This is a genomic window from Amycolatopsis sp. NBC_01480, assembly GCF_036227205.1.
Lineage (GTDB): Bacteria > Actinomycetota > Actinomycetes > Mycobacteriales > Pseudonocardiaceae > Amycolatopsis.
The window spans coordinates 6,577,255-6,603,750 of record NZ_CP109442.1 but is presented as its reverse complement, the minus strand read 5'-3'; the positions used below and the strand labels follow the sequence as shown (position 1 = coordinate 6,603,750).

The following is a 26,496-nucleotide window of genomic DNA, read 5'->3' as shown; positions in this document are numbered from 1 at the left end:
CTAGCCGACGGACCCTTCCATCTGGAGCTCGATCAGGCGGTTCAGCTCGAGCGCGTACTCCATCGGCAGCTCACGCGCGATGGGCTCGACGAACCCGCGCACGATCATCGCCATCGCCTCGGCCTCGTCGAGGCCGCGCGACATCAGGTAGAACAGCTGCTCTTCGCTGACCTTGGACACCGTGGCCTCGTGGCCCATGGACACCTCGTCGTTGCGGATGTCCACGTACGGGTAGGTGTCCGAGCGCGAGATCGTGTCCACCAGCAGGGCGTCGCAGACCACGCTGGAGCGCGAGTGGTGCGCCCGCTTGGCGACGCGGACCAGGCCGCGGTACGACGTCCGGCCGCCGCCGCGCGCCACCGACTTCGACACGATGGTCGAGGAGGTGTGCGGCGCGAGGTGCTCCATCTTGGCGCCCGCGTCCTGGTGCTGGCCCTCGCCCGCGAAAGCGACCGAGAGGACCTCGCCCTTGGCGTGCTCGCCCATCAGGAAGACCGACGGGTACTTCATGGTGACCTTGGAGCCGATGTTGCCGTCGATCCACTCCATGGTCGCGCCCTCTTCGCACTTGGCGCGCTTGGTGACCAGGTTGTAGACGTTGTTCGACCAGTTCTGGATCGTCGTGTAGCGGCAGCGGCCGCCCTTCTTCACGATGATCTCGACGACCGCGGAGTGCAGCGAGTCGGACTGGTAGATCGGCGCGGTGCAGCCCTCGACGTAGTGCACGTAGGCGTCTTCGTCGACGATGATCAGGGTGCGCTCGAACTGGCCCATGTTCTCGGTGTTGATCCGGAAGTAGGCCTGCAGCGGGATGTCCACCTTGACGCCCTTGGGCACGTAGATGAACGAGCCGCCGGACCACACCGCCGTGTTCAGCGCGGAGAACTTGTTGTCCCCGGCCGGGATCACCGAGCCGAAGTACTCCTCGAACAGCTCCGGGTGCGTCTTGAGCGCGGTGTCGGTGTCCAGGAACAGCACGCCCTGGGACTCCAGGTCCTCGCGGATGGAGTGGTAGACGACCTCGGACTCGTACTGCGCGGCGACGCCGGCCACGAGGCGCTGCTTCTCCGCCTCGGGGATGCCGAGCTTGTCGTAGGTGTTCTTGATGTCCTCGGGCAGCTCTTCCCAGCTGGTGGCCTGCTTCTCGCTGGAGCGCACGAAGTACTTGATGTTGTCGAAGTCGATCCCGGTGAGGTCGGCGCCCCAGTTGGGCATCGGCTTCAGCTCGAAGAGCTTGAGCGCCTTCAAGCGGGCGTCGCGCATCCACTCCGGCTCGGACTTCTTCGAGGAGATGTCGGTGACGACGTCCTCGTTCAGCCCGCGACGGGCGCTGGCGCCCGCCTCGTCGGAGTCGGCCCAGCCGAACGCGTACTTGCCAAGGGACTCGATGGTCTCTTCCTGGCTCAGTGGCGCGGTGGTGGGAGTGCGCTGCTCGGCAGCGGCAGTCATGCGGGTTTCCCTCCATTCGGGATCCGTGCTGTGCGCCCCTGGGCCGGCGGCGTCGCCGCAACCGTCTCCGGAGGCCTGGTGCTGTCCGGCTCGGGATGGGCCGGGATACCCGTCGCGGTGACGGGTACGTGTGTGGTGCACGCGTTGTCGCCGCGTGCGATCGTCGCCAGCCGCTGCACGTGGGTGCCGAGCAGCCGGGCGAACGCCTCGGTCTCGGCCTCGCACAGCTGCGGGAACTCCGCGGCCACGTGCGCGACCGGGCAGTGGTGCTGGCAGAGCTGTTCGCCGGCCCCGACCTGACGGGTCGACGCAGCGTAGCCCTCCCTGGTCAGGGCGGTCGCCAGGGCCTCGGCGCGGATCACCGGGTCACCCGATCCGGTGATCGCCGGCTTGTGCGGCCCGACGAGGGCCTCGACCCGGCTCTCGGCGAAGGCGCGCACGGCGTCCGGCCCCGCGTGCTCGGCGAGGAAGCGGATGGCCGACACGGCGAGGTCGTCGTAGGCGTGCCCGAACCGGGCCCGGCCGGGCTCGGTGAGCAGGAAGAGCTTGGCGGGCCGGCCGCGGCCGCGCGGCTCCCGGCGGGACGCGTCCCGGGTCTCCGCCTCGCCGTCGGCCACCAGCGCGTCCAGGTGCCGGCGTACCGCCGTCGGGCTGATCCCGAGTTGCTCCGCGACGACCGCCGCGGTCATCGGCCCCTGCTCCAGCAGCAGCCGCGCCACCTCGTGGCGGGTCCGGCCCTCGGCCGCGTTCACGGCGTTGACCTGCACGGGAACGCCGACAGACGCGGCACGCGGCTCGTCGCCGCCCACCTCGTCCGGGGTCCCGTTCTTTTTCACAACACAAGTGTGTCTTATTTCGCCGCCACGGGCAAAGGCGGGGCGTGCACCAGTGACCCGCATCACCCGCCAGGGCGACTCGATACCCTTCCTGGCGTGGCAGTCGGCGAGCAACCCGCGCAGCGGGACCCGGAAGTGGGCGTAGCGGGCGACACGGCGACGACCGTGGCGCCGCCTTCGCCCGTCCGCCCGCACGAGCCGCAGCCGCTCGACCAGGCCGAACACCGCGGGCTGGACGTGGTGCGCCGGTTCGGCACGGTCGGCTCGCTGTTCCTCGCGCTGGGCTCGCTCGGCGCCGGCGCCGCCCCGGTGATCAACCCGGTGCAGAACATCCCGGTGCTGCGGCTGTTCACCCGGATCCCGTCGGTCTCGCTGGCCATCGCCTTCTCCGGCATGGGCATCCTGGTGCTCAGCTGGCTGATGCTCGGCCGGTTCGCCCGCCCGGCCAGCGCGCGGCTGGCCACGCGGGGCCAGCTCGCCCGCACCATCGCCATGTGGGTCGCGCCGCTGCTGGCGATCCCGCCGCTGTTCTCCCGCGACGTCTACAGCTACCTGGCGCAGAGCGAGATCGTGCACCGCGGCATGGACCCGTACCAGCTGGGCCCGGCGCCGGCGCTCGGCATCGCCGACCCGCTCACCGCGGGGGTGTCGAACATGTGGCGCGACACCCCGGCGCCGTACGGCCCGCTGCTGCTGCGCCTGGGCGGCTGGCTGGCCCCGGTCGGCGGCAACGACATCGTGGTCGGCGTGCTGCTGCAGCGCGCGCTGGCGCTGGTGGGCGTGGTGCTGATCGTCTGGGCGGTGCCGCGGCTGGCGCGCCGGTTCGGCGTGCAGCCGGTCACCGCGCTGTGGCTCGGCGCGGCGAACCCGTTGCTGATCTTCCATTTCGTGGCCGGCGCGCACAACGACTCGCTGGCGATCGGCCTGATGGTGGCCGGGCTGGAGGTCGGCATCCGCCGGCTGCCGGTGCGGGTCAAGGGCGACAGCCCGCCGCCGCTGGCGTGCGGGGAGCTGCTGTTCATCGCGCTCGGCGTCACGATCATCACCCTCGGCGCCTCGATCAAGGTGCCCGCGCTGCTGGCGTTGCCGTTCTTCGCGGTGATGGTGGCGCGGCGCTGGCACGGCCGGCTGAAGGACCTGGTGTGGGCGGGCGTGCCGATGGCGCTGCTGTTCGGCGTGGTCCTGGTCGCGGTCTGCTACGGCACCGGGCTCGGCTTCGGCTGGGTCGGCACGACGCTGGCCACGCCGGGGCTCGTGCGGTCCTGGATCTCCCCCACGGCCGAGCTCGCGAACCTGGCCGGGGTGCTCGGCATCGCACTCGGCCTCGGCAACCACACCAACGCGCTGGTGCCGATCATCGGCGTGCTCGGCTACGTGGTCACCGCCGCGGTCACCTTCAAATTCCTCTGGGCCAGCTTCAAATGGCGCTACCGGCCGATCATCGGCCTCGGTGTGGGCCTGGGCGCGGCGATGATCCTGCAGATCAGCCTCCAGCCCTGGTACGTGCTGTGGGCGGTGATCCCGCTGGCCGCGGCCGCCGGCACCTCCCGGTTCCGGACCGCCGCGACGGTGGTCAGCGCCGGGCTGCCGTTCCTGTTGCCCCCCACCGGAAGCGCCTTCGACGGGCACGCCTACATCCTGCCGTGGGCCTACGGCGCCGCGGCGCTGGTGACCCTCGGCGGGCTCGCCGTGGTGTACCGGCTCTCCCCGCTCCTGCTGTCCAGGACGTCCCCGGAACCGAAGGCGCTGGCCGACGTCGTATCGTGAGGCGTTGTGAACAACCCCGCCGTCGAGCTCACCGGCCTGGTGAAAACCTACGGCTCCACCACCGCCGTCGACGGTCTCGACCTGCGCATGGAGCGCGGCTGCCTGCTGGCCCTGCTCGGCCCGAACGGCGCCGGCAAGACCACCACGGTCGAGATCTGCGAGGGTTTCCGCAGGCCTGACGCGGGGAAAGTGCGCGTCCTCGGCCTCGACCCGGTGAAGGACAGCGCGGCCTTGCGCCCGCGCGTCGGCATCATGCCGCAGGGCGGCGGCGCATATCCCGGGGTCCGCGCGGACGAGATGCTCGCGCTCGTCGCCTCGTGCGCGGCCAACCCGCTGGATCCGGCGTGGCTGCTCGACGTGCTCGGCTTGGCGGGCGCGCGGCGGACCCCGTTCAAGCGCCTCTCCGGCGGCCAGCAGCAGCGGCTTTCCCTGGCCTGCGCGCTGATCGGCCGCCCCGAGCTGGTCTTCCTCGACGAGCCGACGGCCGGCATGGACCCGCAGGCGCGCCGCCTGGTCTGGGAGCTGCTGGCCGCGCTGCGCGCCGACGGCGTGAGCGTGCTGCTCACCACGCACCTGATGGAGGAGGCGGAGGCGCTGGCCGACCAGGTGGTGATCGTCGACCACGGCAAGATCGTCGTCGAAGGCTCTCCGCACGCGCTCACCCTGGAATCGGGCGACGCCGCGCAGCTGCGGTTCCGCGCCCGGACCCGGCTGGACACCGCCCTGCTCGCCGCCGCGCTGCCGGAGGGTTATCGCGTCAACGAGACCGCGCCGGGCGCGTACCTCGTCGAGGGCGCGGTCGACCCGCAGGTGGTGTCGACCGTCACGGCGTGGTGCGCGCAACAGGGCGTGCTGCCCGAACAGCTCCAGGTCGGGCGGCGGACGCTGGAAGAGGTTTTCCTCGAGCTGACCGGACGGGAGCTGCGGGCATGACCACGCTGAGCAACGGATCCTCCGGCGCCGCGGCATCGGCCCGCACCGGCCGCGAGGCGAGTGCCATCGCCACTCCCCCAGCCCACACCGGCCGCGCGGCGGGCGCCACCGCCGCGGCATCGGCCCGCGCCGGGCGTGCGCCGGGCGCCACCACCGCTCCCCCGGCCCGCACCGGCGAGGCAGCCGCATGAGCACTCCGTTCCCCGCGGGGACTTTCACCCCGGCGCCCGGCCGCGGCTCGCTCGGCAAGATGCTGCGCACGCACGCGCGCGTCGAAGCCGGATTGACGCTGCGCCACGGCGAACAGCTGCTGCTGACCCTGATCATCCCGCTGGCGCTGCTGATCGGCCTGAGCCTGCTGGACGTGCTGCCCGCGAGCCAGCTCGGCTCGGCGTCCAAAGTGGACTGGATCACGCCGCGGATCTTCGCGCTGGCCGTGATGTCGTCGGCTTTCACCGGCCAGGCCATCGCGCTCGGCTTCGATCGGCGTTACGGCGTGCTGAAGCGGCTTTCGGCCACCGCGCTGCCCCGCTGGCTGCTCGTGGCCGGCCGGGTGGTGGCCGCGCTGGTGGTCGTGGTGCTGCAGTCCGTGGTGATCGGCGTGGTGGCGGCGTTGCTGGGCTGGTCTCCGTCCGCGGCGGGCCTCGCGGCGGCGATCGTGCTGCTGATCGTCGGCACCCTGGCGTTCGGCGGGCTCGGCGTGCTGCTCGGCGGCGCCCTGCGCGCGGAAGCGGTGCTGGCGCTGGCCAACATCGTCTGGTTCGTGCTGCTGCTCGCGGGCGGCATCCTGCTGGCCCCGTCGGCGCTGCCGTCCGGGCTGGGCGTGGTCGTCTCGCTGCTGCCCTCGGGCGCCCTCGCGGAAGGCCTGCGCGCCGCACTGGTGGACGGCCATTTCGCGATCGGGCCACTGGCCGTGCTCGTCGTGTGGGCCGCCGCGGCTGGCGCCTTGGCGGCCCGGACCACGAAGCTCACCTAACTGCTCGTGAGTGTTTATGCCGGTTCTAACCGGCTGTTGCAGTTCAGGACTTCGTGGACAGTTGATGTTTCAGGACATCGTGGACACTGACCGGCCTGTCGGCGTGGTGACCAGGGCGTGTGTGGTGATCATGCGGCGATGGGCAGAGCAGGGTTTTCGATGGATCCTGAGTTCGTTGCCGCGGTCGCGCAGGTCGCGGCGGGCGAGAAGGTCAACATTGCGCGGTTCTGCCGCGAGCACGGCGTGTCCCGGAGTGTGTTCCACAAGTACCTGGCCCGGTTCCGGGCCGAGGGCGTGGACGGGTTCACCCGCCGCAGCACCGCCCCGCACCACCATCCGAGGGCTCTGGGCGCCGGGGTGGCCGAGGCGGTGCTGCGAGCGCGCAAAGAACTAGCCGGTGAGGGCCTGGACAACGGGCCGATCTCCATCCGCTGGCGGCTCGAGGACACCGGGGTCACCCCGCTGCCGTCGCAGTCCGCGGTCTACCGAATCCTGTGCGAGCACGGCCAGATCGTCCCGGAACCCCGCAAGAAGCCCCGGACCCGGCGCCGGTTCGAATACGCCGACCCCAACGGCTGCTGGCAGATCGACGGCATGGAGCACTACCTCGCCGATGGCACCAAGGTCTGCATCATCCAGATCCTCGACGACCACTCCCGCCTCGACGTCGGCTCCTACGCCGCGGCCAGCGAGAACGGCGCCGACACCTGGACCGCGCTGCAACACGCCTTCGCCGGCTACGGCCTGCCCGTGAAAGTGCTGTCCGACAACGGACTGGCCTTCTCCGGCAAACACCGCGGGAGGACGGCCGAGCTGGAACGCCACCTCGCCGAACGAGGCGTGGCCGCCATCGCCTCCTCGGTCTATCACCCGCAGACCTGCGGGAAAAACGAACGCTCCCACCAAACCCTGCAAAAATGGCTCCGCGCCCGGCCCACGCCCACCACGGTGCCCGAGATGCAACAACTTCTCGACGAGTACCGGACGATCTACAACCACCGCCGCCACCAAAGCCTGGACGGCGAAACCCCGCAGCAACGCTACGACGCCACCCCCAAAACCGCCCCCAGCACCGCCGCCCACCGGCCCAGCGGCGTCACCACCCGCCCCGTCTCCACCACCGGCGTGATCGCCTTCTCCGGCTGCTCCATCGTCCTGGGCCGCGCCTGGGCCGGCCACACCGCGACCGTTTACTGGCAAGGCGACCGCGTCACCGTCATGATCAACAACACCGTCGCCCGCCACCTCACCCTCGACCGATCAGTACGCTACCAACCACTGACCAGCCACAAACCGTCCACGAAGTCCTGAAACACATCTGTTCACGAAGTCCTGAAACATGACAGCCGGTTCTAACCGGCATAAACACTCACGAGCCTTCTCGCCACTCCGCCACCCCAGCCGCGTCAGCACACTCGCCACCTCGCGCGCGACGCCACAGGGGTCCTCGTGTACGTCCCGCCATCCGTAGACCAGCCGGGATCGGCCCGCGAGCTCCGCGACGTTGTCCCGGCGGCGATCGCGGAACGCCACTCCCGCGATGCTGTGCGTGGCCCGGCCGTCGAGCCGCACCGTCAACGCGACACCAGCTCCGTCGTAGGCAACGTCCTCCCACAAGGTCTTGCCGTCCACGGTGAAGGGCATCTGACGGCTCCCCTCCGGCAGGCCGTGCGCCAGCTCCACCCGCTGCGCGTATTCGACTTCCAAAGCCGACATCAGCCCGCCGCCGACCAGCTCCAGAGCCTGCGAGATGACCGTTCGGTAGCGCCTGGGTGCCCGTGCACCCACGCAGTCGAGCATGTCCGCCACGCTGATCGCTTGCCGGCTGACCAGGTCCGCAACCAGGTACAACGCGGCCCGCGCGGAGGGTGCCGCGACCGCGAGATCGACGATCGTGGCCGTTCTCCGGGTTCTCGGCAGCGGAACGGCGAGCGCGGTATGGGCCAGAGCACGGGACCGGTGCACCTTGACCAACGGCAGCTGCGAGACCGCGGAATTGTGATAGGGCACGGTGATCTCGATCGGCCCGGCTTCGACGGGCAGCATCTTCCATTCCTCGGCAGCCGTCCGGTGGCTCAGCACGGCGTGAGCTCCGCCATACAGAATCGCCGCGTTCATCAAGGCGAGACGGTCCGGCTTGCCGGTGAAGATCGCGTAGACCCTCGGGAGCAGCCGCTGCCACCGACCCGCCGCGAGGTTTGCCGAGATATCGTGAGCGCCGTGGCCGTGCGCCTTCAGCTGCGCATACGAGATGACTCCTGCCTGGTCCCGCAGGAGTGACCGCCAGCTGCCGAGCTGCTCTTCGTGGATCCGGTCGGACTCCGACCATCGTGAATGACGGGGCACAAACCGACTGTCGCACCGCGAAAGTGCCCCATGGCGGCAAAAGCGAAATCTGTGGATGAGGGGCGGCGTTGTGGATAAAGCTCGTGAGTGTTCATGCCGGTTAGAACCGGCATGAACACTCACGAGTACGATTCCCCCGTGTTCTTCCCCAGCCTGATCGCCCGCCTGCCGTACCCCTCCGCGACGGCCCAGCGGGCCGTCGGCGTCGCCTCCGTGGTGGCGATGGGCGGGATCGGCGTGACCGGGTCCGTGGTGCGCGTGACGGGCTCGGGCCTGGGCTGCCCGACGTGGCCGCAGTGCGTGCCCGGCAGCCTGGTCCCGATGAACCACCCCGGCATCCACGCGGTGAACCAGTGGATCGAGTTCTCGAACCGGATGCTCACCGGCGCGGTGATCGTGATCGCCGCGCTCGCGGTGATCACCGCGTGGCGGATCCTGCTCGACCACCCCGAGCGGCGCCGGCTGGTGCGGCTCGCGTGGACGATGCCCGGCGGCGTGGTGCTGCAGGCCGTGATCGGCGGCATGACGGTGCTGGCGAAGCTGGAATGGTGGACCGTCGCCATCCACTTCCTGGCGTCCACTCCGCTGATCTGGCTCGCGGTGCTGCTGCTGAAGGCGTTCAACGAAGGCGACGAGCCCGCGCGACCGCTCGTGCCGTCGTCCGGGCGCAAGATCCTCGTGGTGCTGACGGTGCTGATGTGGGCCGTGCTGATCGCCGGCACCACCGTCACCGGCGCGGGGCCGCACGGCGGCGACGCCAACACCCACCGGCTCGACGCGCCGATCGAGAACCTCGCCCAGGCCCACGGCGGCCTCCTGGTCGCCTACCTCATCGTGCTGGCCGTGTTCGGCCTCCAGCTCATGCGGGTCGGCGCGCCGAAGGGCGTCTGGCAGCGCTACGCCTGGGTGTGGGCGGTCGCGCTGGCGCAGGGCGTGCTCGGCATCGTGCAGTACGCGCTTGGCGTGCCCGAGGCCATGGTCTCGTTCCACGTGCTCGGCTCGGCGCTGGTCATCGTCGTCACGGCGACGCTGTGGACCGGCACCCGCGACCGCGGCCCGGCCGGCTCGCTGCAGCCCGCGCCGCCCGCCGAGCGCGAACTCGCCGCCACGAGCTGAACCCGCAGCGTTACGGCCATATGGGCGTAACGCGCCTTTGGCCCGGTGGACAGCGGGGTCGCCTAGGCTCCGGCCCGACAGCCGCCTGCCGACCCTCGAGGTGCCGCGCCATGACGTCCGTCCCCTCCCCCGTGAAGCCCCTCATCTCCGGACGGCGGGGGCCCGCGGAGATGATCGTGCTCAAGACGTTCCTGCTGGTGCCGTTCGTGGCGCTGATCGCCGCCGTCCCGCTGTTGTGGGGCTGGGGGCTCAGCTGGGTCGACGTGGCGCTCGCCGTGGTCTTCTACACCTTCGGCACGCTCGGCGTGACCGTCGGCTACCACCGGTACTTCACGCACGGCGCGTTCAAGGCGCCGCGCGCGCTGCGGATCGCGCTGGCCATCTCGGGCAGCATGGCCGTGCAGGGCTCGGTGATCTTCTGGGTCGCCAGCCACCGCCGCCACCACGCGTTCGCCGACCGCGAGGGCGACCCGCACTCGCCGTGGCTGTTCGGCACCTCGCCTTCGGCGCTGCTGCGCGGGTTCTGGCACGCGCACATGGGCTGGATGTTCCAGCGCGAGGTGACCAACGCGGACCGCTTCGCGCCCGACCTCGTCGGCGACCGCGACCTGCGCCTGGTGAACCGCTTCTTCGCGCTGTGGATCACGCTCAGCCTGCTGCTGCCCGCGGCGCTGGGCGGGCTGCTCAGCTGGTCGTGGTGGGGCGTGGTGACGGGGTTCTTCTGGGCCGGGCTGGTGCGGATCGCGTTCCTGCACCACGTGTCCTGGTCCGTCAACTCGGTGTGCCACCTGATCGGCGAACGGCCCTTCGCCAGCCGCGACAAGGCCGCGAACTTCTGGCCGCTGGCGATCCTGTCCATGGGCGAGTCCTGGCACAACTCCCACCACGCCGACCCGACCTGCGCGCGGCACGGCGTGCTGCGCGGCCAGGTGGACGTCTCCGCCCGGGTGATCTGGGTGTTCGAGCGCCTCGGCTGGGCCACCGACGTCCGGTGGCCCCGGGCCGAGCGCCTCGAGGCGAAACGGGTCCGTTAAGCCAATTGCTGCCGCACCGCGGAAGCGAACCTCAGCGGTGCGCCAGCGTCGGCCTGGCGGAAGCCCAGGGTCGGCTCGACCAGTTCGAGTTCCAGCAGCCGGGGCTGGCCGTCCTCGCCGCGGACGATGTCGGCGCGGGCGTAGAGCAGTTCCGCGCGCAGGATGCCGAGCAGTGAGCACGCGGTGTCCATGGCGTCCTCCGCCAGCGCGCGGACCTCGGGCGCCGGGACGGCCGGGGCCATCCGCTCCTCGAGGTACAGGCCGCTCGCGTCCACAGCGGACCCGAGCATGGCGCCCTTGGTGAAGGCGTGCGAGTAGATCCCGCCAAAGTACGCCAGCGCGATCTCGCCCTGGGTGTCCACACTGGACTGGTACGGCTGGATCAGCGCGGTCCGCCCGTCGGCGTGCAGGGTTCGCAGGTGCTCGTCGGCGCCGGCGGCGTCCGCGCCGAAGCGGGCGACGCCGCGGGAGCCCGCGCCCACCGAAGGCTTCACCACGAACGGCGCGCGCGGCCAGCTCGGCTTCTCCCCCGGCTCGACGAGCGTGGTCGGCACCACGGGCAGGCCCGCGTCCAGCAGCTCGACGAGGTAGGACTTGTCGGTGTTCCAGCGCGCCACCGCGGCGGGGTTGCACAGGGCCGGCACGGACTCGCACCAGTCGAGGAACTCCGTGCGGCGCTCCGGGTAGTCCCAGGTCGCGCGCAGCACGACCACCTCGGCATCGGCGAAGTCCACACTCCGGTCGTCCCACGGCGCCCAGCGAACGGTGAAGCCCAGGTCGTCGAGCGCGGCGGCCACGGCCTGGTCGTCGCCGTCGCCCTCGGGCATCTTGGCGCAGGAGGCGAAGATCGCGGTGCTCACCGGTGCGCCCTCGGGCCGGCCATCTTGCGCCGGTGCGCCGGGCCGATCTTGGCCAGCTTCACAGTCTCGCTGTCCCATTCCGCGGCTTCGAGGTCGTCCACCTTCTCGACGAGCGCGGCGCCCGCCCCGGGGCCGGCCACCAGCACGTCGCCCAGCGCGCCGTCGGCGCCGACCAGCACCACGCGGGCGCCGACCCGGCCGATGTTCTCCACCACGGCGCGCGACGGTTTCCCGTGCCGCGCCACGAAGTCGCGGGCGGCGGCCAGCTGGCGGGCGGTCGGCGTCTCTTCGGTCTCCTCAGCCACGTCGGCGAGCTTAACCGCTCACCCCCTGGGACGCGGAACAAGCGTGGCCTCGGCCATAGTTGTGCCGGGAACGGATCACCGAGACGAGGAGGCACCATGTCCACCGCAGTGCAGGTCACCCGGACCGGCGGGCCGGAAGTACTGGAGGTCGCCGACGTCGAGACCGGCGCGCCGGAGGCCGGCGAGCTGCTGGTGGACGTGGCCGCGGCGGGGGTCAACTACATCGACACCTACCAGCGCCAGGGCATCTACCCGATCGACCTGCCCTTTGTGCTCGGCCTCGAAGGCGCGGGCACGGTGGCCGAGGTCGGCGAGGGCGTCACGGACTTCGCGCCCGGTGACCGCGTCGCCTGGCAGGGCTCGCTGGGCAGCTACGCGGCGCGCAAGCGGGTCCCCGCCGACGGCGCGGTGAAGGTGCCCGAGGGCGTCTCCGACGAGGTCGCCGCGGCGGCCATGCTGCAGGGCATGACCGCCCACTACCTGGTGCGCTCGACGTACGAGGTCAAGGAAGGCGACGACGTGCTGGTGCACGCGGCCGCCGGCGGCGTCGGCCTGCTGCTGGTGCAGCTGGCGAAGGCCCGCGGCGCCCGCGTGATCGGCACCGTGTCCACCGAGGAGAAGGCCCAGCTCGCCCGCGGGGCCGGCGCGGACCACGTGATCCGCTACGACCGCGAGGACTTCGCCGCGGTCACCCGTGAGCTGACCGGCGGCGAGGGCGTCGCCGTGGTCTACGACGGCGTCGGCAAGGACACCGTCGACGGCAGCCTGGCCAGCCTGAAGATCCGCGGCCTGCTCGCGCTCTTCGGCGCGGCCAGCGGCCCGGTCCCCCCGATCGACCCGCAACGCCTCAACTCGGGCGGCTCCCTCTTCCTGACCCGCCCGTCGTCGGGGCATTACCTGCGCACGCGCGAGGAACTGGACTGGCGCGCGGGCGAACTGTTCCAGGCCGTGCTCGACGGCTCACTCGACATCCGCATCGGCGGCCGGTACCCGCTGGCCGAGGCGCGCCAGGCCCACGAGGACCTGCAGGGACGGAAGACGACCGGGAAACTGATTCTGGTCCCGTGACTTGGGCTGGGCCGTCAAGGACTCCTTGCCTACCTTGAGCGCGGGCAAGGAGTCCTTGGCGGCTTTCCGCCAGGCAGCTGGGGAGGGGCCGGTGCGCCCACGGAGTCCCGGGCAATCAGTTCCGGTACGAGTTCCCCCCGCTCCGCAGACTCCTGGCCGACAGCGATCCGACCGGCCCGACGGCCCAGCTCGTCGAGCGGCACCCGCACCGTGGTCAGCGTCGGCATCGCGTCGCGGCTGATCGGGAGGTCGTCGAAGCCGGCCACCGAGACGTCCGCAGGCACGGTGAGTCCGGCTTCCCTGGCCGCGGCCAGGTCGTTCGCTGCCACGATCGCGGTCGGGCGGTCGGCCCCGGCTGCGGGCGGTCGTGCACACCGCCGGCTCCGTGCGTGGTGTCGTGACGCAGGCCTGCTGGGACCGCGGCATCGAGGTGTCCTGCCGAGTACACCGTCGCCATGATCCTGTTGTGCGGCAAGCGGGTGCTGGATCAGGCCCGCGCCTACCGGGCGGCGCGGGCCCGGTCCGGCGAGTTCCCCGAGCTGCCCGGGCTGGGCAACTACCGCCGCACCGTGGGTGTGCTGTCCGCGTCGTTGATCGGCCGCCGCGTGATCGAGCTGCTGCGCCCGTACGACCTGCGCATCCTGCTGCACGACCCGTACGTCTCCGCGGAGGAGGCGCGCGAACTGGGCGCCTCTTCGGCGGAGCTGACCGAGCTGTTCACCCAAAGCGACGCGGTCAGCGTGCACACCCCGCTGCTCCCGGCCACCCGCGGCCTCGTCAACCGCGCCCTGCTCTTCTCGATGCGCCCCGGCGCGGTCCTGATCAACACCGCCCGTCGACGTCACCGACCCCGAAGTCCTGCCCGCCGACCATCCACTGTGGACCTGCGACAACGTGCTGATCACCCCGCACGCCGCCGGCTCGCAGGGCAACGAACTGGCCCGCCTCACCGACTCCGCCGCCTCAGAGGTGGCCCGCTGGGTGGCTGGGACCGGCTTCGCCTACCCGGTACTGCCGGAACGGCTGGACTTCCTGGCTTGAAACTCAGGCAGCGCCGACCGAGACCGCATCGGTGACGAAGACCAGCGTTTCCTGAGGCTTGATGCCAGGACGACCCTGACCGTAGGCGAGGTCCGGCGGGATGATCAGCAGCCGGCGGCCGCCCTGTTTGATGCCTTCCAGGCCCTGGTCCCAGCCGGGGATGACGTCGCCCGCGCCGAGGGTCAGCGGGAAGGTCTGACCGCGGTCGAACGAGCTGTCCAGCTTCTGCTTGTTCGACCAGGTAACCACTGTGTAGTTCATCTGGAGCTTCTGGCCCTTGGCCGCCGCCGGGCCGGTGCCCTCGGACAGGTCCTTGGTGATCAGCTTCTTCGGCGGGTCGCAGCTGTCCGGGATGGTGATGGTCGGCACCTCGCCGAACTTCCCGGTGGTCTTGATGTCGTCCGCGGTGCACTCGCGGCCCTTGCTCGGCGCGGCGGCGGGGGCGGCCGGCGCGGCGGAGCTGGAGGGCGCGGGGGCCGCGGGAGTGCCCGCCCCGGCCGCGGTGTCCTTGCTGCCGCAGGCGGTGAGGCTGAGGGCCCCGGCCGCGACGACGGCGGCCACGGCGGCGATCTTGCCGATTTTCTGCATGACCGGCACCCTAGCCAAGACCCTCCAGCGCCGGAACAGCGTCACCGGTCTGGACCACGCCGAGCCGACGGGTCGCCCGCGTCAGGGCCACGTACAGGTCGTTCAGCCCGCGCGGCGAGCCGCCGGTGATCTCGTCCGGGGCGATGAGCAGCACCGAATCGAACTCCAGGCCCTTCGCCCGCTCCACGGTGAGCACGCTCACGCGCTCGTCGTCGACCGAGACACCCAGCAGCTCGCGCACCGCCTCGGCCCGGGACACCGGCGTCAGCACGGCCACCGTCCCACCGTCCACAGCGGACAGCTCACCCGCGACGAAACCGGGCAGATCGGCCGCCAGGTCGGCAGACAGCGCGCACCACGGCCGGAACCCGGTCTCCCGCACCGAGGTCGGCGCCTTCAGGTCCACGTCCAGCTCGGCCAGCACCCGCGCGGCGACGGCCATGATCTCCGCCGGGGTGCGGTAGTTCACCGTCAGCTGCTCCAGCTTCCAGCGATCGTCGACGTAGGGCGAGAGCACCTCGTCCCAGGTCCGCGCGCCGCCCGCGGCCCCGGTCTGCGCGACGTCGCCGACCAGCGTCATCGACCGGTTCGGCGACCGGCGCATGAGCAGCCGCCAGTCCATCGCGGACAGCTCCTGCGCCTCGTCCACGATCACGTGCCCGAAGGTCCACGTCCGGTCCTGCGCCGCGCGCTGGGCGGCGGTCAGCTCGCTGCGCGCCTGCTGCCGTTCGGCGAACAGCTCCGCGTCCAGCACGTCGGACACCCGCAGCAGCTCCTCGTCGACGATCTCGTCGTCCTGCTCCAGGATGTCCAGCACGCCCTCGGCGTACGCGCGCTCCACGCGGTCTCGACGGCGGCGCTCAGCGCGCTCGTCGGTGTCGTCCTCGCCGAGCAGCTCGGCCAGCTCGTCCAGCAACGGCACGTCGGCCGGGGTCCAATGCGCCTCGCGGCCGCTCTCCAGGTGCGCGCGGTCCGCTTCGGACAGCAGCTTGCCGGCGGCCGAGCGGAGGCGTTCGCGCTCGGCGAACAGGTCGTCGAGCAGGCCTTCCGGGGTGAGTTTCGGCCACAGCGAGTCCACCGCGGCCGCGACGGACTTGTCCGCCGCCAGCTCGGCGCGGATGTCCTGGACGTCCTGCGCGTCGAGCAGGTCCTCCCCCAGCTTGCGGGCGGCCTGGCGGGTCAGCGCGTCGAGCACGTCGGAGACGAACAGGCGCCGCGCGAGGTTGTGCGGACGGCGCGAACGGCGGGCACGGGTCCGCGCCTCGGCACAGGTCTTGCGGTCCAGCTTGAGCAGGTCGCGCTCGTATTCGATCTCCAGCACCGGGTCGGGCACCTGCTGGCGGTCGCGGACGGCGTTGGCGAGCACGTCCGCCATCACCGCACGGCCCTTCACCTCGGCAGCTTCGCGCGACTCCACGCCGTCAGCGTCCAGGCCCGGGTAGAGCTGCCCGACGGTGGCCAGCAGCACGCCGGTCTCACCCAGCGACGGCAGCACCTGGCCGATGTAGCGCAGGAACGTGCTGTTCGGCCCGACCACCAGCACGCCGCGGGTGGTCAGCTGCTGGCGGTGCGTGTAGAGCAGGTACGCGGCCCGGTGCAGCGCCACGGCGGTCTTGCCGGTGCCGGGCCCGCCCTGCACCACCATCACCCCGCCCAGCGGCGCGCGGATGATCCGGTCCTGCTCGGCCTGGATGGTCGCGACGATGTCGCTCATCTCGCCCGTGCGGCGGCGCTCCAGCGCGGCCAGCAGCGCGGCCTCGCCGGCCAGCCCGAGGTCCTGGCCCTGGTCGGCGGCCGAGAGGTCGAGCACCTCGTCGTCGAAACCGGTGACCTTGCGCGTCAGCGACCGCAGGTGGCGACGCCGTCGCACGCCGTCCGGCGAAGCGGCGGTGGCGAGGTAGAACGGCCGCGCGACCGGCGCCCGCCAGTCGACCAGCAGCGGCCGGTACTCGTCGTCCTCGTCGAACAGCCCGAGCCGGCCGATGTAGGTCGTCTCCTCGTCCTGCTCGGGGAGGAAGTCGAGGCGGCCGAAGCACAGCCCCTGCTCGACCGAGCCCAGCTGGGCGAGGCGGTCGGTGTAGAGCGTGGTCGCGACGTCCCGCTCCGTGCGCGCCTGCGGGGTGCCGCCGGTCTGCTTCAGCGTGACGTCGAGCCGGCGCTGCGCCTCGACCCGTTCGGAGTCGAGCTTCACGTACAAAGTGGTCACGTACGCCTGCTCGCGCGCCAGTTCGGCGGCGTGCTCGGGCGTGCCGTCCACGAGGGTGCCGTCTGTTTCCCGGTCCGGGGACACGGACAAGAGCAGCCTGCTTTCACGTCGGGGAAGGAAGAGCCTTCCGAAGACCAACGCACCCGGTGCGCCCCGGGATTCCCGGAACGCACAAAACTGTGCCCTGTTCACAAAAAGGCCGCCGAGGCCAAGTGACCTCGACGGCACCGCGGATACCGGGGAACAGTCTAGAACGGCAGGCCCAGGGTCGGCAGCCCGATCGCCGAGTCGACGGCCAGCGCGACGAACACGATCATCAGGTAGGTGTTCGAGCGGTGGAACAGCGACATCGGCTTGGTCTCCTCGCCGCGGCGGACCGCGGCCTGGAGGCTGTGCGCGTAGAACAGGAACCAGCCGCCGGCCAGCACCGCGAAGGTGGCGTACAGCCAGCTCGTCACCGGCAGCAGCAGCAGCGTCCAGGCGACCATCACCCAGGAGTAGATGACGATCTGGCGGGCCACGTGCTGCGGGCTGGCGACCACCGGCAGCATCGGCACGCCCGCGCGCTCGTAGTCGTCGCGGTACTTCATGCCCAGTGCCCAGGTGTGCGGCGGGGTCCAGAAGAAGATCACGCCGAACATCACGAACGCCGGCCACTGCACCGTGCCCGAGACCGCGGCCCAGCCGATCACCACCGGCATGCAGCCGGCCGCCCCGCCCCAGACCACGTTCTGCGAAGTCCGGCGCTTGAGGCCGAGGGTGTAGACGAAGATGTAGAACAGGATCGTCGCGATCGCGAGGATCGCGGAAAGCAAGTTCACCGTGAAGTACAGGACGGCGAACGACGCCACCCCGAGCAGCAGCCCGAAGATCAGCGCGCTGCGCCGCGGCACCGAGTCCTTGACCAGCGGGCGCCGCTTGGTCCGGTTCATCACCTTGTCGATGTCGGCGTCGATCACGCAGTTGAGCGCGTTCGCGCTGCCCGCGGCCATCGTGCCGCCGACGAGCGTGGCGACCACCAGCCACGGCGACGGGATCTGGCGCCCGGCCAGGAACATCGCCGGGATGGTGGTGACGAGGAGCAGCTCGATCACGCGCGGCTTGGCGAGGGCCACGTAGGCGCCGACCACCTGGCGGACGCTTCGCCGGGCACCGTGCGGTCGTTCACCGGTCGGGTGTACGGCGCTGGTGTCTTCACTGCGTCCGTGCGCAGCGTTCACCAACGACATTTCACTCCCTGTGTCAGTTCGGGGCCGGGCGGCGGCCAGGAAGACCGCGGTGACACTGGTGAATCTCCCGGACCAGGCCCGCGCTCGATGTTAGACGCGGGGAAACCGGTGCGTGATCGCGGGTCCTCGACACGCCGCCGCCTGTCTGCTCCGTCACCCCTGCTCCGGTTTGCCCCGGCGGCAACGCGGTGAAGGCCTCCTTGACCGCACCGGGCGCGGGCGAGGCGGGCTTCCCGGGGTGTCCACTTCGTACGGCCGATGACCAGCGACGCCGCGCTCACCCGGACACAGGTCACACGCGCGTCTGTCGCGACTGCCTGCGAACACCCCAAGCACTAGGCTGGCCGCGACGGGCCGAGTGGTGCGCCTGCGCGCAGCCGCCAGCAGGAATATCGTCCCTTCGGGATCGATTGAGATTACTGGCAGTGCGCATCGGCTACACCACGAAGGAAAGCTAGCCACAACCTCACCGACGGGGAGTTCGAGTTCAGTGTCCGAAACCGCTTCTACCAGCGAGAACAACCCTTTGCTCCGGCGTAACGTGCCCGCCGACTGGACCGAGGCCGACACCCGCGCCGTCGACACCGTCCGGGTGCTGGCCGCGGACGCGGTCGAGCACTGCGGCAGCGGGCACCCCGGCACCGCGATGAGCCTGGCCCCGCTCGCCTACACGCTCTTCCAGCGGACCCTGCGCCACGACCCGGCCGACCAGAACTGGCCGGGCCGCGACCGCTTCGTGCTCTCGGCCGGGCACTCGAGCCTCACCCTCTACATCCAGCTGTACCTCGCCGGCTACGGGCTCGAGCTCGAAGACCTCAAGCAGCTGCGCCGCTGGGGCTCGAAGACCCCGGGCCACCCGGAGTACCGCCACACCGACGGCGTCGAGACCACCACCGGCCCGCTCGGCCAGGGCCTGGCGAACGCCGTGGGCATGGCGATGGCCGCCCGCCGCGAGCGCGGCCTGCTGGACCCGGACGCCGCCCCCGGCGAGAGCATCTTCGACCACTACATCTACGCGATCGCCTCCGACGGCGACATCGAAGAGGGCGTCACCGCCGAGGCCTCCTCGATCGCCGGCCGCCAGGAGCTGGGCAACCTGATCGTCTTCTGGGACGACAACAAGATCTCCATCGAGGACGACACGAACATCGCCCTCTCGGAGGACACCGTCGCCCGCTACGAGGCGTACGGCTGGCACACCCAGTTCGTCGAGGGCGGCGAGAACGTCGTGGCGCTCGAAGAGGCGATCAAGAACGCGAAGGCCGAGACCGGACGCCCGTCGTTCATCGCGGTGCGGACCGTGATCGGCTACCCGGCCCCGAAGAAGATGGGCACCGGCAAGGCGCACGGCGCCGCGCTGGGCGCCGAAGAGGTCGCCGCCGTCAAGGAGGTCCTCGGCTTCGACCCGGCGCAGAGCTTCCAGGTCGACGACGCGGTCATCACGCACACCCGCAAGGCGCTCGAGCGCGGCAAGGCCGCCCACGCCGAGTGGCAGGAGAAGTTCGAGGCCTGGGGCGCCGCCAACCCGGAGCGCAAGAAGCTGGCCGACCGGATGTCGTCCCGCACGCTGCCCGAGGGCTTCGCCGACAACCTGCCGAAGTGGGAGCCGGACGCCAAGGGCGTCGCCACCCGCAAGGCCTCCGGCGAGGTGCTCAACGCGCTGGCCGGGCCGCTGCCCGAGCTGTGGGGCGGCTCCGCCGACCTGGCGGAGAGCAACAACACCACGATGAAGGGCGCCGACTCGTTCGGCCCGGAGAAGGCTTCCACGGACATGTGGAAGACCAGCCCGTACGGCCGGACGCTGCACTTCGGCATCCGCGAGCACGCCATGGGCTCGATCCTGAACGGCATCGCGCTGCACGGCGGGACCCGCCCGTACGGCGCCACGTTCCTGATCTTCTCCGACTACATGCGCCCGCCGGTGCGGCTCGCCGCGCTGATGAAGGCGCCGGTCACCTACGTGTGGACGCACGACTCCATCGGCCTGGGCGAGGACGGCCCCACGCACCAGCCGATCGAGCAGCTGTCCGCGCTGCGCGCGATCCCGGGCCTCAACGTCGTCCGCCCGGCGGACGCGAACGAGACCGCGTACGCGTGGAAGGCCGTCCTGGAGGACGTCCACCACCCGTCGGGCCTCGCGCTCACCCGCCAGAACGTGCCGGTGCTCGAGGGCACCAGCGCCGAGGGCGTGGCAAAGGGCGGCTACGTACTGGCCGACTCCGACGGCACCCCGGACGTGGTGCTGATCGGCACCGGCTCCGAGGTCCAGCTCGCGGTCGAGGCGAAGAAGGCCCTCGCGGCCGACGGCATCAAGGCGCGGGTCGTGTCGATGCCGTGCGTCGAGTGGTTCGACGCACAGGACCAGTCCTACCGGGACTCCGTCATCCCGCCGTCGGTGAAGGCGCGCGTGTCCGTCGAGGCGGGCATCGCCCAGTCCTGGCACCGCTTCACCGGTGACGCCGGGGTGAACGTTTCGATCGAGCACTTCGGTGCGTCGGCCGATGCCGCCACACTGTTCCGTGAGTTCGGCTTCACCACCGACGCCGTCACCGACGCCGCCCGCCGCTCGATCGCCAACACCAAGAACTGAAGGGATCACCATGAGCACCACTGATCGGCTCGCGCAGCTGTCCGAGGCCGGGGTCTCGATCTGGCTGGACGACCTTTCGCGCGAGCGGCTGAACACGGGCAACCTCGCCGGGCTCGTCCGCGACAAGCACGTCGTCGGCGTCACCACCAACCCGACGATCTTCGCGAACGCGCTGGCGAAGGGCGAAGCCTACGACGCACAGGTGAAGGAGCTGGCCGACCGCGGCGCGGACCTCGACGGGACCGTGCGCGAGCTGACCACCACCGACGTGCGCAACGCCGCGGACCTGTTCCGCGACGTCTACAACGCCACCGGCGGGGTCGACGGCCGCGTGTCCATCGAGGTGGACCCGCGCCTGGCCAAGGACACCGCGAAGACCGTGGCCGAGGCCAAGGACCTGTGGAAGACGGTCGACCGGCCGAACGTGCTGATCAAGATCCCGGCCACCGAGGAGGGACTGCCGGCCATCACCGCGGTGCTGGCCGAGGGCATCAGCGTCAACGTCACGCTCATCTTCTCGGTGGAGCGCTACGAGAACGTGATCAAGGCGTTCTTCGCCGGCCTGGAGCAGGCGAAGGCCAACGGCCACGACCTCAAGGGCATCCACTCGGTCGCCTCGTTCTTCGTGTCCCGTGTGGACAGTGAGGTCGACAAGCGGCTGAACGCGATCGGCACCGACGAGGCGAAGGCGCTGCTCGGCGAGGCGGCCATCGCCAACGCCCGGCTCGCGTACGCGGCCTTCGAGAAGCTGCTGGACACCGACCGCTGGAAGGCGCTGGCCGCCGACGGCGCGCACGCGCAGCGTCCGCTGTGGGCCTCCACCGGCGTCAAGGACCCGGCGTACTCCGACACCCGCTACGTGGACCAGCTGGTCGTCAAGGACACCGTGAACACGATGCCCGAGAAGACCCTTGATGCCGCCGCCGACCACGCCGAGATCACCGGCGACCAGGTCACCGGCAAGGGTCCCGAGGCGCAGGCCGTGTTCGACAAGCTGAGCGGCGTGGGCATCGACATCACCGACGTGTTCCTCACCCTCGAGAACGAGGGCGTGGAGAAGTTCGAGAAGTCCTGGCAGGAGCTGCTCGAATCCGTCACCGGCCAGCTGTCCAAGGCGAAGGGCTGATCCATAACCATGACAGGGGATGAAACCGGCGTCGAGATCGTCGACGCCGAACTGGCAGGCAAGGCGGCGCCCCTGGTCGAGCGCCTGGTCGCCGATCAGGCGGCCACCAAGCTCGCCGCGAACGACGCCACGCTGTGGGGCACGGATGCCGAGTCCGAAGCGTCGATCCGGTTGTCCTGGACGTCGCTGCACAAGTCGTCCCGGCCGCTGATCGGCGAGATCGAGGCGCTGCGCACGGAGCTGCGCAGCGAGGGTGTCGACCGGGTGGTGCTCGCCGGCATGGGCGGCTCCTCGCTCGCGCCGGAGGTCATCGCCGGCACGTCCGACGTCGCGCTGACCGTGCTCGACACCACCGACCCGGGCCAGGTGGCCGACGCGCTCGCGGGCGACCTCGAGCGCACGGTGCTGGTGGTGTCGTCCAAGTCCGGCGGCACGCTGGAGACCGACAGCCACCGGCGGATCTTCGCCAAGGCGTTCGCGGACGCGGGCATCGACGCGGCGCGGCGGATCGTGGTCGTCACCGACCCGGGCTCGCCGTTCGCCGAGCTGTCCGAGAAGGAGGGCTACCGCAAGACCTTCCTGGCCGACCCGCACGTCGGCGGCCGCTACTCGGCGCTGACCGCGTTCGGGCTGGTGCCCGCGGGCCTGGCCGGCGCGGACATCGCGCGGCTGCTCGACCAGGCCGCCGCGGTGGCCGGGATCCTCGGCTCCGACTCGGCGGACAACCCGGCGGTCAAGCTGGCCGCCGCTTGGGCCGCCGCGCACGAGGACGGTGCGGAGAAGGTCGTGCTCGCGGACACGGGCTCGGGCATCAAGGGCTTCCCCGACTGGGCGGAGCAGCTGATCGCCGAGTCCACCGGCAAGCTCGGCACCGGCCTGCTGCCGGTCGCCGTCGAGGGCCCGGAGGCGCCCGGCTTCGCCGACGTGAAGTCCGACGCCACCCCGGTCGCCATCGGCGACGCGGAGGGCGCGGCGAAGATCGCCGTCACCGGCCCGCTCGGCGCGCAGTTCCTGCTGTGGGAGTTCGCGACCGCGCTCGCCGGGCGGCTGCTCGGGATCAACCCGTTCGACCAGCCCGACGTCGAGGCCGCCAAGAAGGCCGCGCGCGCTCTGCTGGACGACCCGGAGAAGCTGAAGGGCGGCGAGACCGCGTCCAATGTGGACGGTTCCGTCGAGATCTTCGGCAGCGAAGGCGTTGTCACCGAAGGAAAGCTGGCGGACGTGCTGCGGGCGTTCTTCGCCTCGGCGCCGGAAAAGGGCTACATCGCGGTGCAGGCCTACCTCGACCGCCTCGACGACGCGTCCACGGCGCTGCTTCGCGGTGAGGTCGCCAAGCGCACCGGCCTGCAGACCACCTTCGGCTGGGGCCCGCGGTTCCTGCACTCCACCGGGCAGTACCACAAGGGCGGCCACCAGAACGGCAACTTCCTCCAGGTCACCGGCGCGGTCGCCGAGGACCTCGAGGTGCCGGACCGCCCGTACACCCTCGGCCAGCTGCAGCACGCGCAGGCGCTGGGCGACGGCCAGGTGCTCGCCGAGCACGGCCGCCCGGTGCTGCGGCTGCACCTGACCGACCGCGCCGCCGGGCTGGCCGAGCTGGTCCGCGCCGTACAGGAGGTCGGAGCATGACCGTTTCCCAGCAGTGGCAGAACCCGCTGCGCGATCCGCGGGACAAGCGGCTGCCGCGCATCGCCGGGCCGTCCAGCCTGGTGATCTTCGGGGTCACCGGCGACCTGGCCCGCAAGAAGCTGATGCCCGCCATCTACGACCTGGCCAACCGCGGGCTGCTGCCCGCCGGCTTCTCGCTCGTCGGGTTCGCCCGCCGGGACTGGGAGCACCAGGACTTCGGCGAGCTGGTGCACGACTCGGTGAAGGAGCACGCGCGGACGCCGTTCAAGGAGTCGGTCTGGAACCGGCTCGCCGAGGGCATCCGGTTCGTGCAGGGCACCTTCGACGACGACGACGCCTTCGACCGCCTCGCCCAGACCGTCAAGGACCTGGACATCGAGCGCGGCACCGGCGGCAACACGGCGTTCTACCTGTCGATCCCGCCCGGCGCGTTCCCGGTGGTGACCAAGCAGCTGGCCCGCTCCGGGCTGGCGAACGCCGACGAGAACACCTGGCGCCGCGTCGTCATCGAGAAGCCCTTCGGCCACGACCTCAAGAGCGCCGAAGAGCTGAACGCGATCGTCAACGACGTCTTCCCCGAGGAGTCGGTGTTCCGCATCGACCACTACCTCGGCAAGGAGACGGTGCAGAACATCCTGGCGCTGCGCTTCGCGAACCAGCTGTTCGAGCCGATCTGGAACGCCAACTACATCGACCACGTGCAGATCACCATGGCCGAGGACATCGGCCTCGGCGGCCGCGCGGGGTACTACGACGGGATCGGCGCCGCCCGCGACGTCATCCAGAACCACCTGCTGCAGCTGCTCGCCTTCACCGCGATGGACGAGCCGCTGTCGTTCGAGCCGAAGGCGCTGCGCGCGGAGAAGGCGAAAGTGCTGGCGGCGACCAAGCCGCTGGAGCCGTTCGAGGAAACCACCGCGCGCGGGCAGTACGCCGGCGGCTGGCAGGGCGGCACGAAGGTGCCGGGCCTGCTGCAGGAGGCCGGGTTCGCCAAGGACTCCAAGACCGAGACCTACGCCGCGGTGACGCTGGAGGTGCAGAACCGCCGCTGGGCGGGGGTGCCGTTCTACCTGCGCACCGGCAAGCGGCTCGGCCGCCGCGTCACCGAGATCGCGGTGGTCTACAAGCGCGCCCCGCACCTGCCGTTCGACTCGACCTCGACCGAGGAGCTGGGGCAGAACGCGCTGGTCATCCGCGTGCAGCCGGACGAGGGCATCACGCTGCGGTTCGGCTCGAAGGTGCCGGGGACCACGATGGAGGTCCGCGACGTCACCATGGACTTCGGTTACGGGCACGCCTTCACCGAGTCCTCCCCCGAGGCGTACGAGCGGCTGATCCTCGACGTGCTGCTGGGCGAGCCTTCGCTGTTCCCGGTGAACGAAGAGGTCGAGCTGTCCTGGGAGATCCTGGACCCGATCCTGGACCACTGGGCCAAAAAGGGTTCGCCGGAGCAGTACGCGCCGGGGACCTGGGGACCGAAGAGCGCGGACGAAATGCTGGAGCGTACCGGCCGGAACTGGAGGCGTCCGTGATCATCGACCTGCCATCCACCACTACTTCGGCACTGAACAAGAAGCTGGTGGAGATCCGCGAGCAGGGCGGCCAGGTCGCGCTCGGCCGGGTGCTGACCCTGGTGATAGTGGCCGACGACGACGCCAAGCTCGAGGAGGCCATCGAGGCGGCCAACGACGCGAGCCGGGAGCACCCGTCGCGGGTGATCGTGGTCGCCAAGGGCGCCCGCACGGCGGCTCCGCGCATCGACGGCCAGATCCGCGTGGGCGGCGACGCCGGCGCGAGCGAGGTCATCGTGCTGCGGCTCTACGGGCCGCTGGCCACGCAGGGCCAGAGCGCGGTGGTCCCGTTGCTGCTGCCGGACGCGCCGATCGTCACCTGGTGGCCGGGCGCGGGCCCGAAGTCGCCGGCGGAGGACCCGCTGGGCGACCTCGCGCAGCGGCGCATCACCGACTCGGCCGCGGAGAAGAACCCGATCCGGGCGCTCACCACGCGGGCCAAGTCCTATGTGGAGGGTGACACCGACCTGGCGTGGACCCGGCTGACGCGCTGGCGCGCCCAGCTCGTCTCGGCGCTGGACCTGCCGCCGTACGAGAAGGTCACCGGCGCGACCGTGACCGGCGAGGCGGACTCGCCGTCCACCGAGCTGCTCGCGGGCTGGCTCGCCGAGTACCTCAAGGTGCCGGTGAAGCGGATCAAGAGCTCCAGTGCGCAGGGCATCATCTCGGTGACGCTGGAGCGGCGGTCGGGCTCGGTCGAGCTGACGCGGCCGGACGGGCGGGTCGGCACGCTGACCCAGCCGGGCCAGCCCACCCGGCGGATCGCGCTCCAGCGGCGCACCAACGAGGACTGCCTGATCGAGGAGCTGCGGCGGCTCGACCCGGACGAGGTCTACGAGGCGTCCCTGCACGGCCTGCACAAGATCGCCTCGGGCACCACGGCGACGGCGAAGCCGGCCCCGGCCGAGAAGAAGGCCCCGGCCAAGGCGACCGCGACCGCGACCGCGACCGCCAAGAAGACCCCCGCCAAGGCGAAGACGGCGGAAAAGAGCGGTTCATGAGCCGCACCGAGGTCGTCGTGTACGCGAACGCCGACCTGCTGGCCGCCGCCGCGGCGGCCCGGCTGGTCACGCGGATCGTGGACATCCAGGCGGCCAAGGGCTCGGCGTCGGTCGGGCTGACCGGCGGCGGCACCGGCATCGCGGTGTTGCGGGAGCTGCGGGAGTCCAGCGCCCGGGACGCCATCGACTGGTCGCGCCTCGACCTCTACTGGGGCGACGAGCGGTTCGTGCCCGCGGATTCGGACGAGCGGAACGAGAAGCAGGCCCGCGAGGCCCTGCTCGACCACGTGCCGCTCGACCCGAAGCGCGTGTACGCGATGGCGCCATCGGACGGCGAGTTCGGCGACGACGTGGACGCGGCCGCCGCGGCGTACGCGCAGGTGCTGGCCGCCAACGCCAGTGCCGACGGGACCGACGACGGCAGCGGCGTCCCGGCGTTCGACATCATGATGCTGGGCCTCGGCGGCGAAGGGCACACCGCTTCGGTGTTCCCCGACTCGCCGGCGGTCCACGACCGCGGGCACTCGGTGGTGGCGGTGCGCGACTGCCCCAAGCCGCCGCCCACCCGCGTCTCGCTCACGCTGCCGGCGATCCGCCGCGCGCGTGAGGTCTGGCTGATGACAGCGGGCGAAGCCAAGGCCGAGGCCGTCTCGCTGGCGCTTTCGGGCGCCGACGAGACGCAGGTGCCGGTCTCCGGCGCCCGCGGCTACCGGCGGACGCTCTGGCTCCTGGACCGCACCGCGGCCGGGAAGCTGACGAAGGTCTACCAGACGCCGACGGCGTAGTTTCCCCAGCATCGAAGGCCACCTCGGGTTCGCCGAGGTG

24 protein-coding genes are annotated in these 26,496 nt (G+C 71.2%); 15 read left to right on the top strand and 9 right to left on the bottom strand.

The features are described from left to right. Window positions 1-1,449, bottom strand: coding sequence for a Fe-S cluster assembly protein SufB (sufB, locus tag OG371_RS31560; protein WP_091618889.1), 1,449 nt, complete (start codon window positions 1,447-1,449; stop codon window positions 1-3). Further along, window positions 1,446-2,285, bottom strand: a complete 840-nt coding sequence (locus tag OG371_RS31555; RefSeq protein ID WP_329059116.1) for a helix-turn-helix transcriptional regulator — start codon at window positions 2,283-2,285, stop codon at window positions 1,446-1,448. The genes sufB and OG371_RS31555 overlap by 4 nt, the downstream gene beginning before the upstream one ends. A gap of 135 nt (window positions 2,286-2,420) precedes the next feature. Here OG371_RS31555 and mptB point away from each other — a divergent pair, with 135 nt between their 5' ends. From mptB to OG371_RS31530, 5 genes are all read left to right on the top strand, one after another. Then, the gene (mptB, locus tag OG371_RS31550) at window positions 2,421-4,052 is read left to right on the top strand and encodes a polyprenol phosphomannose-dependent alpha 1,6 mannosyltransferase MptB (protein ID WP_329073325.1); all 1,632 of its coding nucleotides are present in this window, start codon (window positions 2,421-2,423) and stop codon (window positions 4,050-4,052) included. Between the two features lie 6 nt (window positions 4,053-4,058). Then, window positions 4,059-4,985: an ABC transporter ATP-binding protein gene (locus OG371_RS31545; protein ID WP_329059115.1), complete on the top strand. Its 927-nt coding sequence runs from the start codon at window positions 4,059-4,061 to the stop codon at window positions 4,983-4,985. Beyond that, window positions 4,982-5,176, top strand: coding sequence for a hypothetical protein (locus tag OG371_RS31540; protein WP_329059114.1), 195 nt, complete (start codon window positions 4,982-4,984; stop codon window positions 5,174-5,176). The genes OG371_RS31545 and OG371_RS31540 overlap by 4 nt, the downstream gene beginning before the upstream one ends. Further along, a complete protein-coding gene (locus tag OG371_RS31535) occupies window positions 5,173-5,961 on the top strand; it encodes an ABC transporter permease (RefSeq protein WP_329059113.1) in 789 nt (262 codons plus the stop codon). The genes OG371_RS31540 and OG371_RS31535 overlap by 4 nt, the downstream gene beginning before the upstream one ends. Before the next feature lie 159 nt (window positions 5,962-6,120). Continuing rightward, window positions 6,121-7,272: an IS481 family transposase gene (locus tag OG371_RS31530; protein WP_329059111.1), complete on the top strand. Its 1,152-nt coding sequence runs from the start codon at window positions 6,121-6,123 to the stop codon at window positions 7,270-7,272. Here OG371_RS31530 and OG371_RS31525 read toward each other — a convergent pair. Then, window positions 7,222-8,307, bottom strand: a complete 1,086-nt coding sequence (locus OG371_RS31525; RefSeq protein WP_329059110.1) for a hypothetical protein — start codon at window positions 8,305-8,307, stop codon at window positions 7,222-7,224. The genes OG371_RS31530 and OG371_RS31525 overlap by 51 nt on opposite strands. A 138-nt stretch (window positions 8,308-8,445) precedes the next feature. On the opposite strand from OG371_RS31525, the gene OG371_RS31520 reads away from it, so the two are divergent. Together OG371_RS31520 and OG371_RS31515 are read left to right on the top strand one after the other, a co-directional pair. After that, window positions 8,446-9,423, top strand: coding sequence for a COX15/CtaA family protein (locus tag OG371_RS31520; protein WP_329059108.1), 978 nt, complete (start codon window positions 8,446-8,448; stop codon window positions 9,421-9,423). A gap of 110 nt (window positions 9,424-9,533) precedes the next feature. Further along, window positions 9,534-10,457: an acyl-CoA desaturase gene (locus OG371_RS31515; protein ID WP_329059107.1), complete on the top strand. Its 924-nt coding sequence runs from the start codon at window positions 9,534-9,536 to the stop codon at window positions 10,455-10,457. Here OG371_RS31515 and OG371_RS31510 read toward each other — a convergent pair. Together OG371_RS31510 and OG371_RS31505 are read right to left on the bottom strand one after the other, a co-directional pair. Next, window positions 10,454-11,284 (bottom strand): ATP-grasp domain-containing protein, encoded by an 831-nt coding sequence (locus OG371_RS31510; RefSeq protein ID WP_329073324.1) that lies wholly within the window; start codon window positions 11,282-11,284, stop codon window positions 10,454-10,456. The genes OG371_RS31515 and OG371_RS31510 overlap by 4 nt on opposite strands. Before the next feature lie 29 nt (window positions 11,285-11,313). After that, window positions 11,314-11,622, bottom strand: a complete 309-nt coding sequence (locus OG371_RS31505; protein ID WP_329059106.1) for a hypothetical protein — start codon at window positions 11,620-11,622, stop codon at window positions 11,314-11,316. A 96-nt stretch (window positions 11,623-11,718) separates the two neighbouring features. Between OG371_RS31505 and OG371_RS31500 the strand changes: the two genes are divergently transcribed. Continuing rightward, entirely contained in the window at window positions 11,719-12,690 is a 972-nt protein-coding gene (locus OG371_RS31500) for a quinone oxidoreductase family protein (protein ID WP_329059105.1), read from the top strand. Window positions 12,691-12,719: 29 nt separating this feature from the next. On the opposite strand, the gene OG371_RS31495 is transcribed toward OG371_RS31500, so the two are convergent. Beyond that, window positions 12,720-13,178 carry a substrate-binding domain-containing protein gene (locus OG371_RS31495; RefSeq protein WP_329073323.1) on the bottom strand — a complete coding sequence of 153 codons (459 nt, stop codon included), beginning with the start codon at window positions 13,176-13,178 and terminating at the stop codon, window positions 12,720-12,722. Here OG371_RS31495 and OG371_RS31490 point away from each other — a divergent pair. Continuing rightward, a complete protein-coding gene (locus tag OG371_RS31490; protein ID WP_442876010.1) occupies window positions 13,146-13,766 on the top strand; it encodes an NAD(P)-dependent oxidoreductase in 621 nt (206 codons plus the stop codon). The genes OG371_RS31495 and OG371_RS31490 overlap by 33 nt on opposite strands. Here OG371_RS31490 and OG371_RS31485 read toward each other — a convergent pair. From OG371_RS31485 to OG371_RS31475, 3 genes are all read right to left on the bottom strand, one after another. Then, window positions 13,735-14,319: an FKBP-type peptidyl-prolyl cis-trans isomerase gene (locus OG371_RS31485; RefSeq protein WP_329059104.1), complete on the bottom strand. Its 585-nt coding sequence runs from the start codon at window positions 14,317-14,319 to the stop codon at window positions 13,735-13,737. The two genes, OG371_RS31490 and OG371_RS31485, sit on opposite strands and share 32 nt — an antisense overlap. A gap of 10 nt (window positions 14,320-14,329) precedes the next feature. After that, window positions 14,330-16,609, bottom strand: coding sequence for a HelD family protein (locus OG371_RS31480; RefSeq protein WP_442876189.1), 2,280 nt, complete (start codon window positions 16,607-16,609; stop codon window positions 14,330-14,332). A gap of 164 nt (window positions 16,610-16,773) precedes the next feature. Then, complete coding sequence (locus OG371_RS31475) at window positions 16,774-17,754, bottom strand: heme o synthase (RefSeq protein ID WP_329059103.1); 981 nt, start codon at window positions 17,752-17,754, stop codon at window positions 16,774-16,776. 490 nt (window positions 17,755-18,244) lie between these two features. Between OG371_RS31475 and tkt the strand changes: the two genes are divergently transcribed. From tkt to pgl, 6 genes are read left to right on the top strand one after another with little or no spacing between them, the layout of a single operon-like run. After that, window positions 18,245-20,344 (top strand): transketolase, encoded by a 2,100-nt coding sequence (tkt, locus tag OG371_RS31470; protein ID WP_329059102.1) that lies wholly within the window; start codon window positions 18,245-18,247, stop codon window positions 20,342-20,344. 10 nt (window positions 20,345-20,354) lie between these two features. Further along, the gene (tal, locus tag OG371_RS31465) at window positions 20,355-21,470 is read left to right on the top strand and encodes a transaldolase (protein WP_329059101.1); all 1,116 of its coding nucleotides are present in this window, start codon (window positions 20,355-20,357) and stop codon (window positions 21,468-21,470) included. A gap of 9 nt (window positions 21,471-21,479) precedes the next feature. Then, window positions 21,480-23,099 (top strand): glucose-6-phosphate isomerase, encoded by a 1,620-nt coding sequence (locus OG371_RS31460; protein ID WP_329059100.1) that lies wholly within the window; start codon window positions 21,480-21,482, stop codon window positions 23,097-23,099. Beyond that, entirely contained in the window at window positions 23,096-24,631 is a 1,536-nt protein-coding gene (zwf, locus tag OG371_RS31455; RefSeq protein ID WP_329059099.1) for a glucose-6-phosphate dehydrogenase, read from the top strand. The genes OG371_RS31460 and zwf overlap by 4 nt, the downstream gene beginning before the upstream one ends. Continuing rightward, entirely contained in the window at window positions 24,628-25,671 is a 1,044-nt protein-coding gene (gene opcA / locus OG371_RS31450; RefSeq protein WP_329059098.1) for a glucose-6-phosphate dehydrogenase assembly protein OpcA, read from the top strand. Before zwf ends, opcA begins: the two co-directional genes overlap by 4 nt. Continuing rightward, window positions 25,668-26,456, top strand: coding sequence for a 6-phosphogluconolactonase (pgl, locus tag OG371_RS31445; RefSeq protein WP_329059097.1), 789 nt, complete (start codon window positions 25,668-25,670; stop codon window positions 26,454-26,456). The genes opcA and pgl overlap by 4 nt, the downstream gene beginning before the upstream one ends. The last annotated feature ends 40 nt before the right edge of the window (window positions 26,457-26,496 follow it).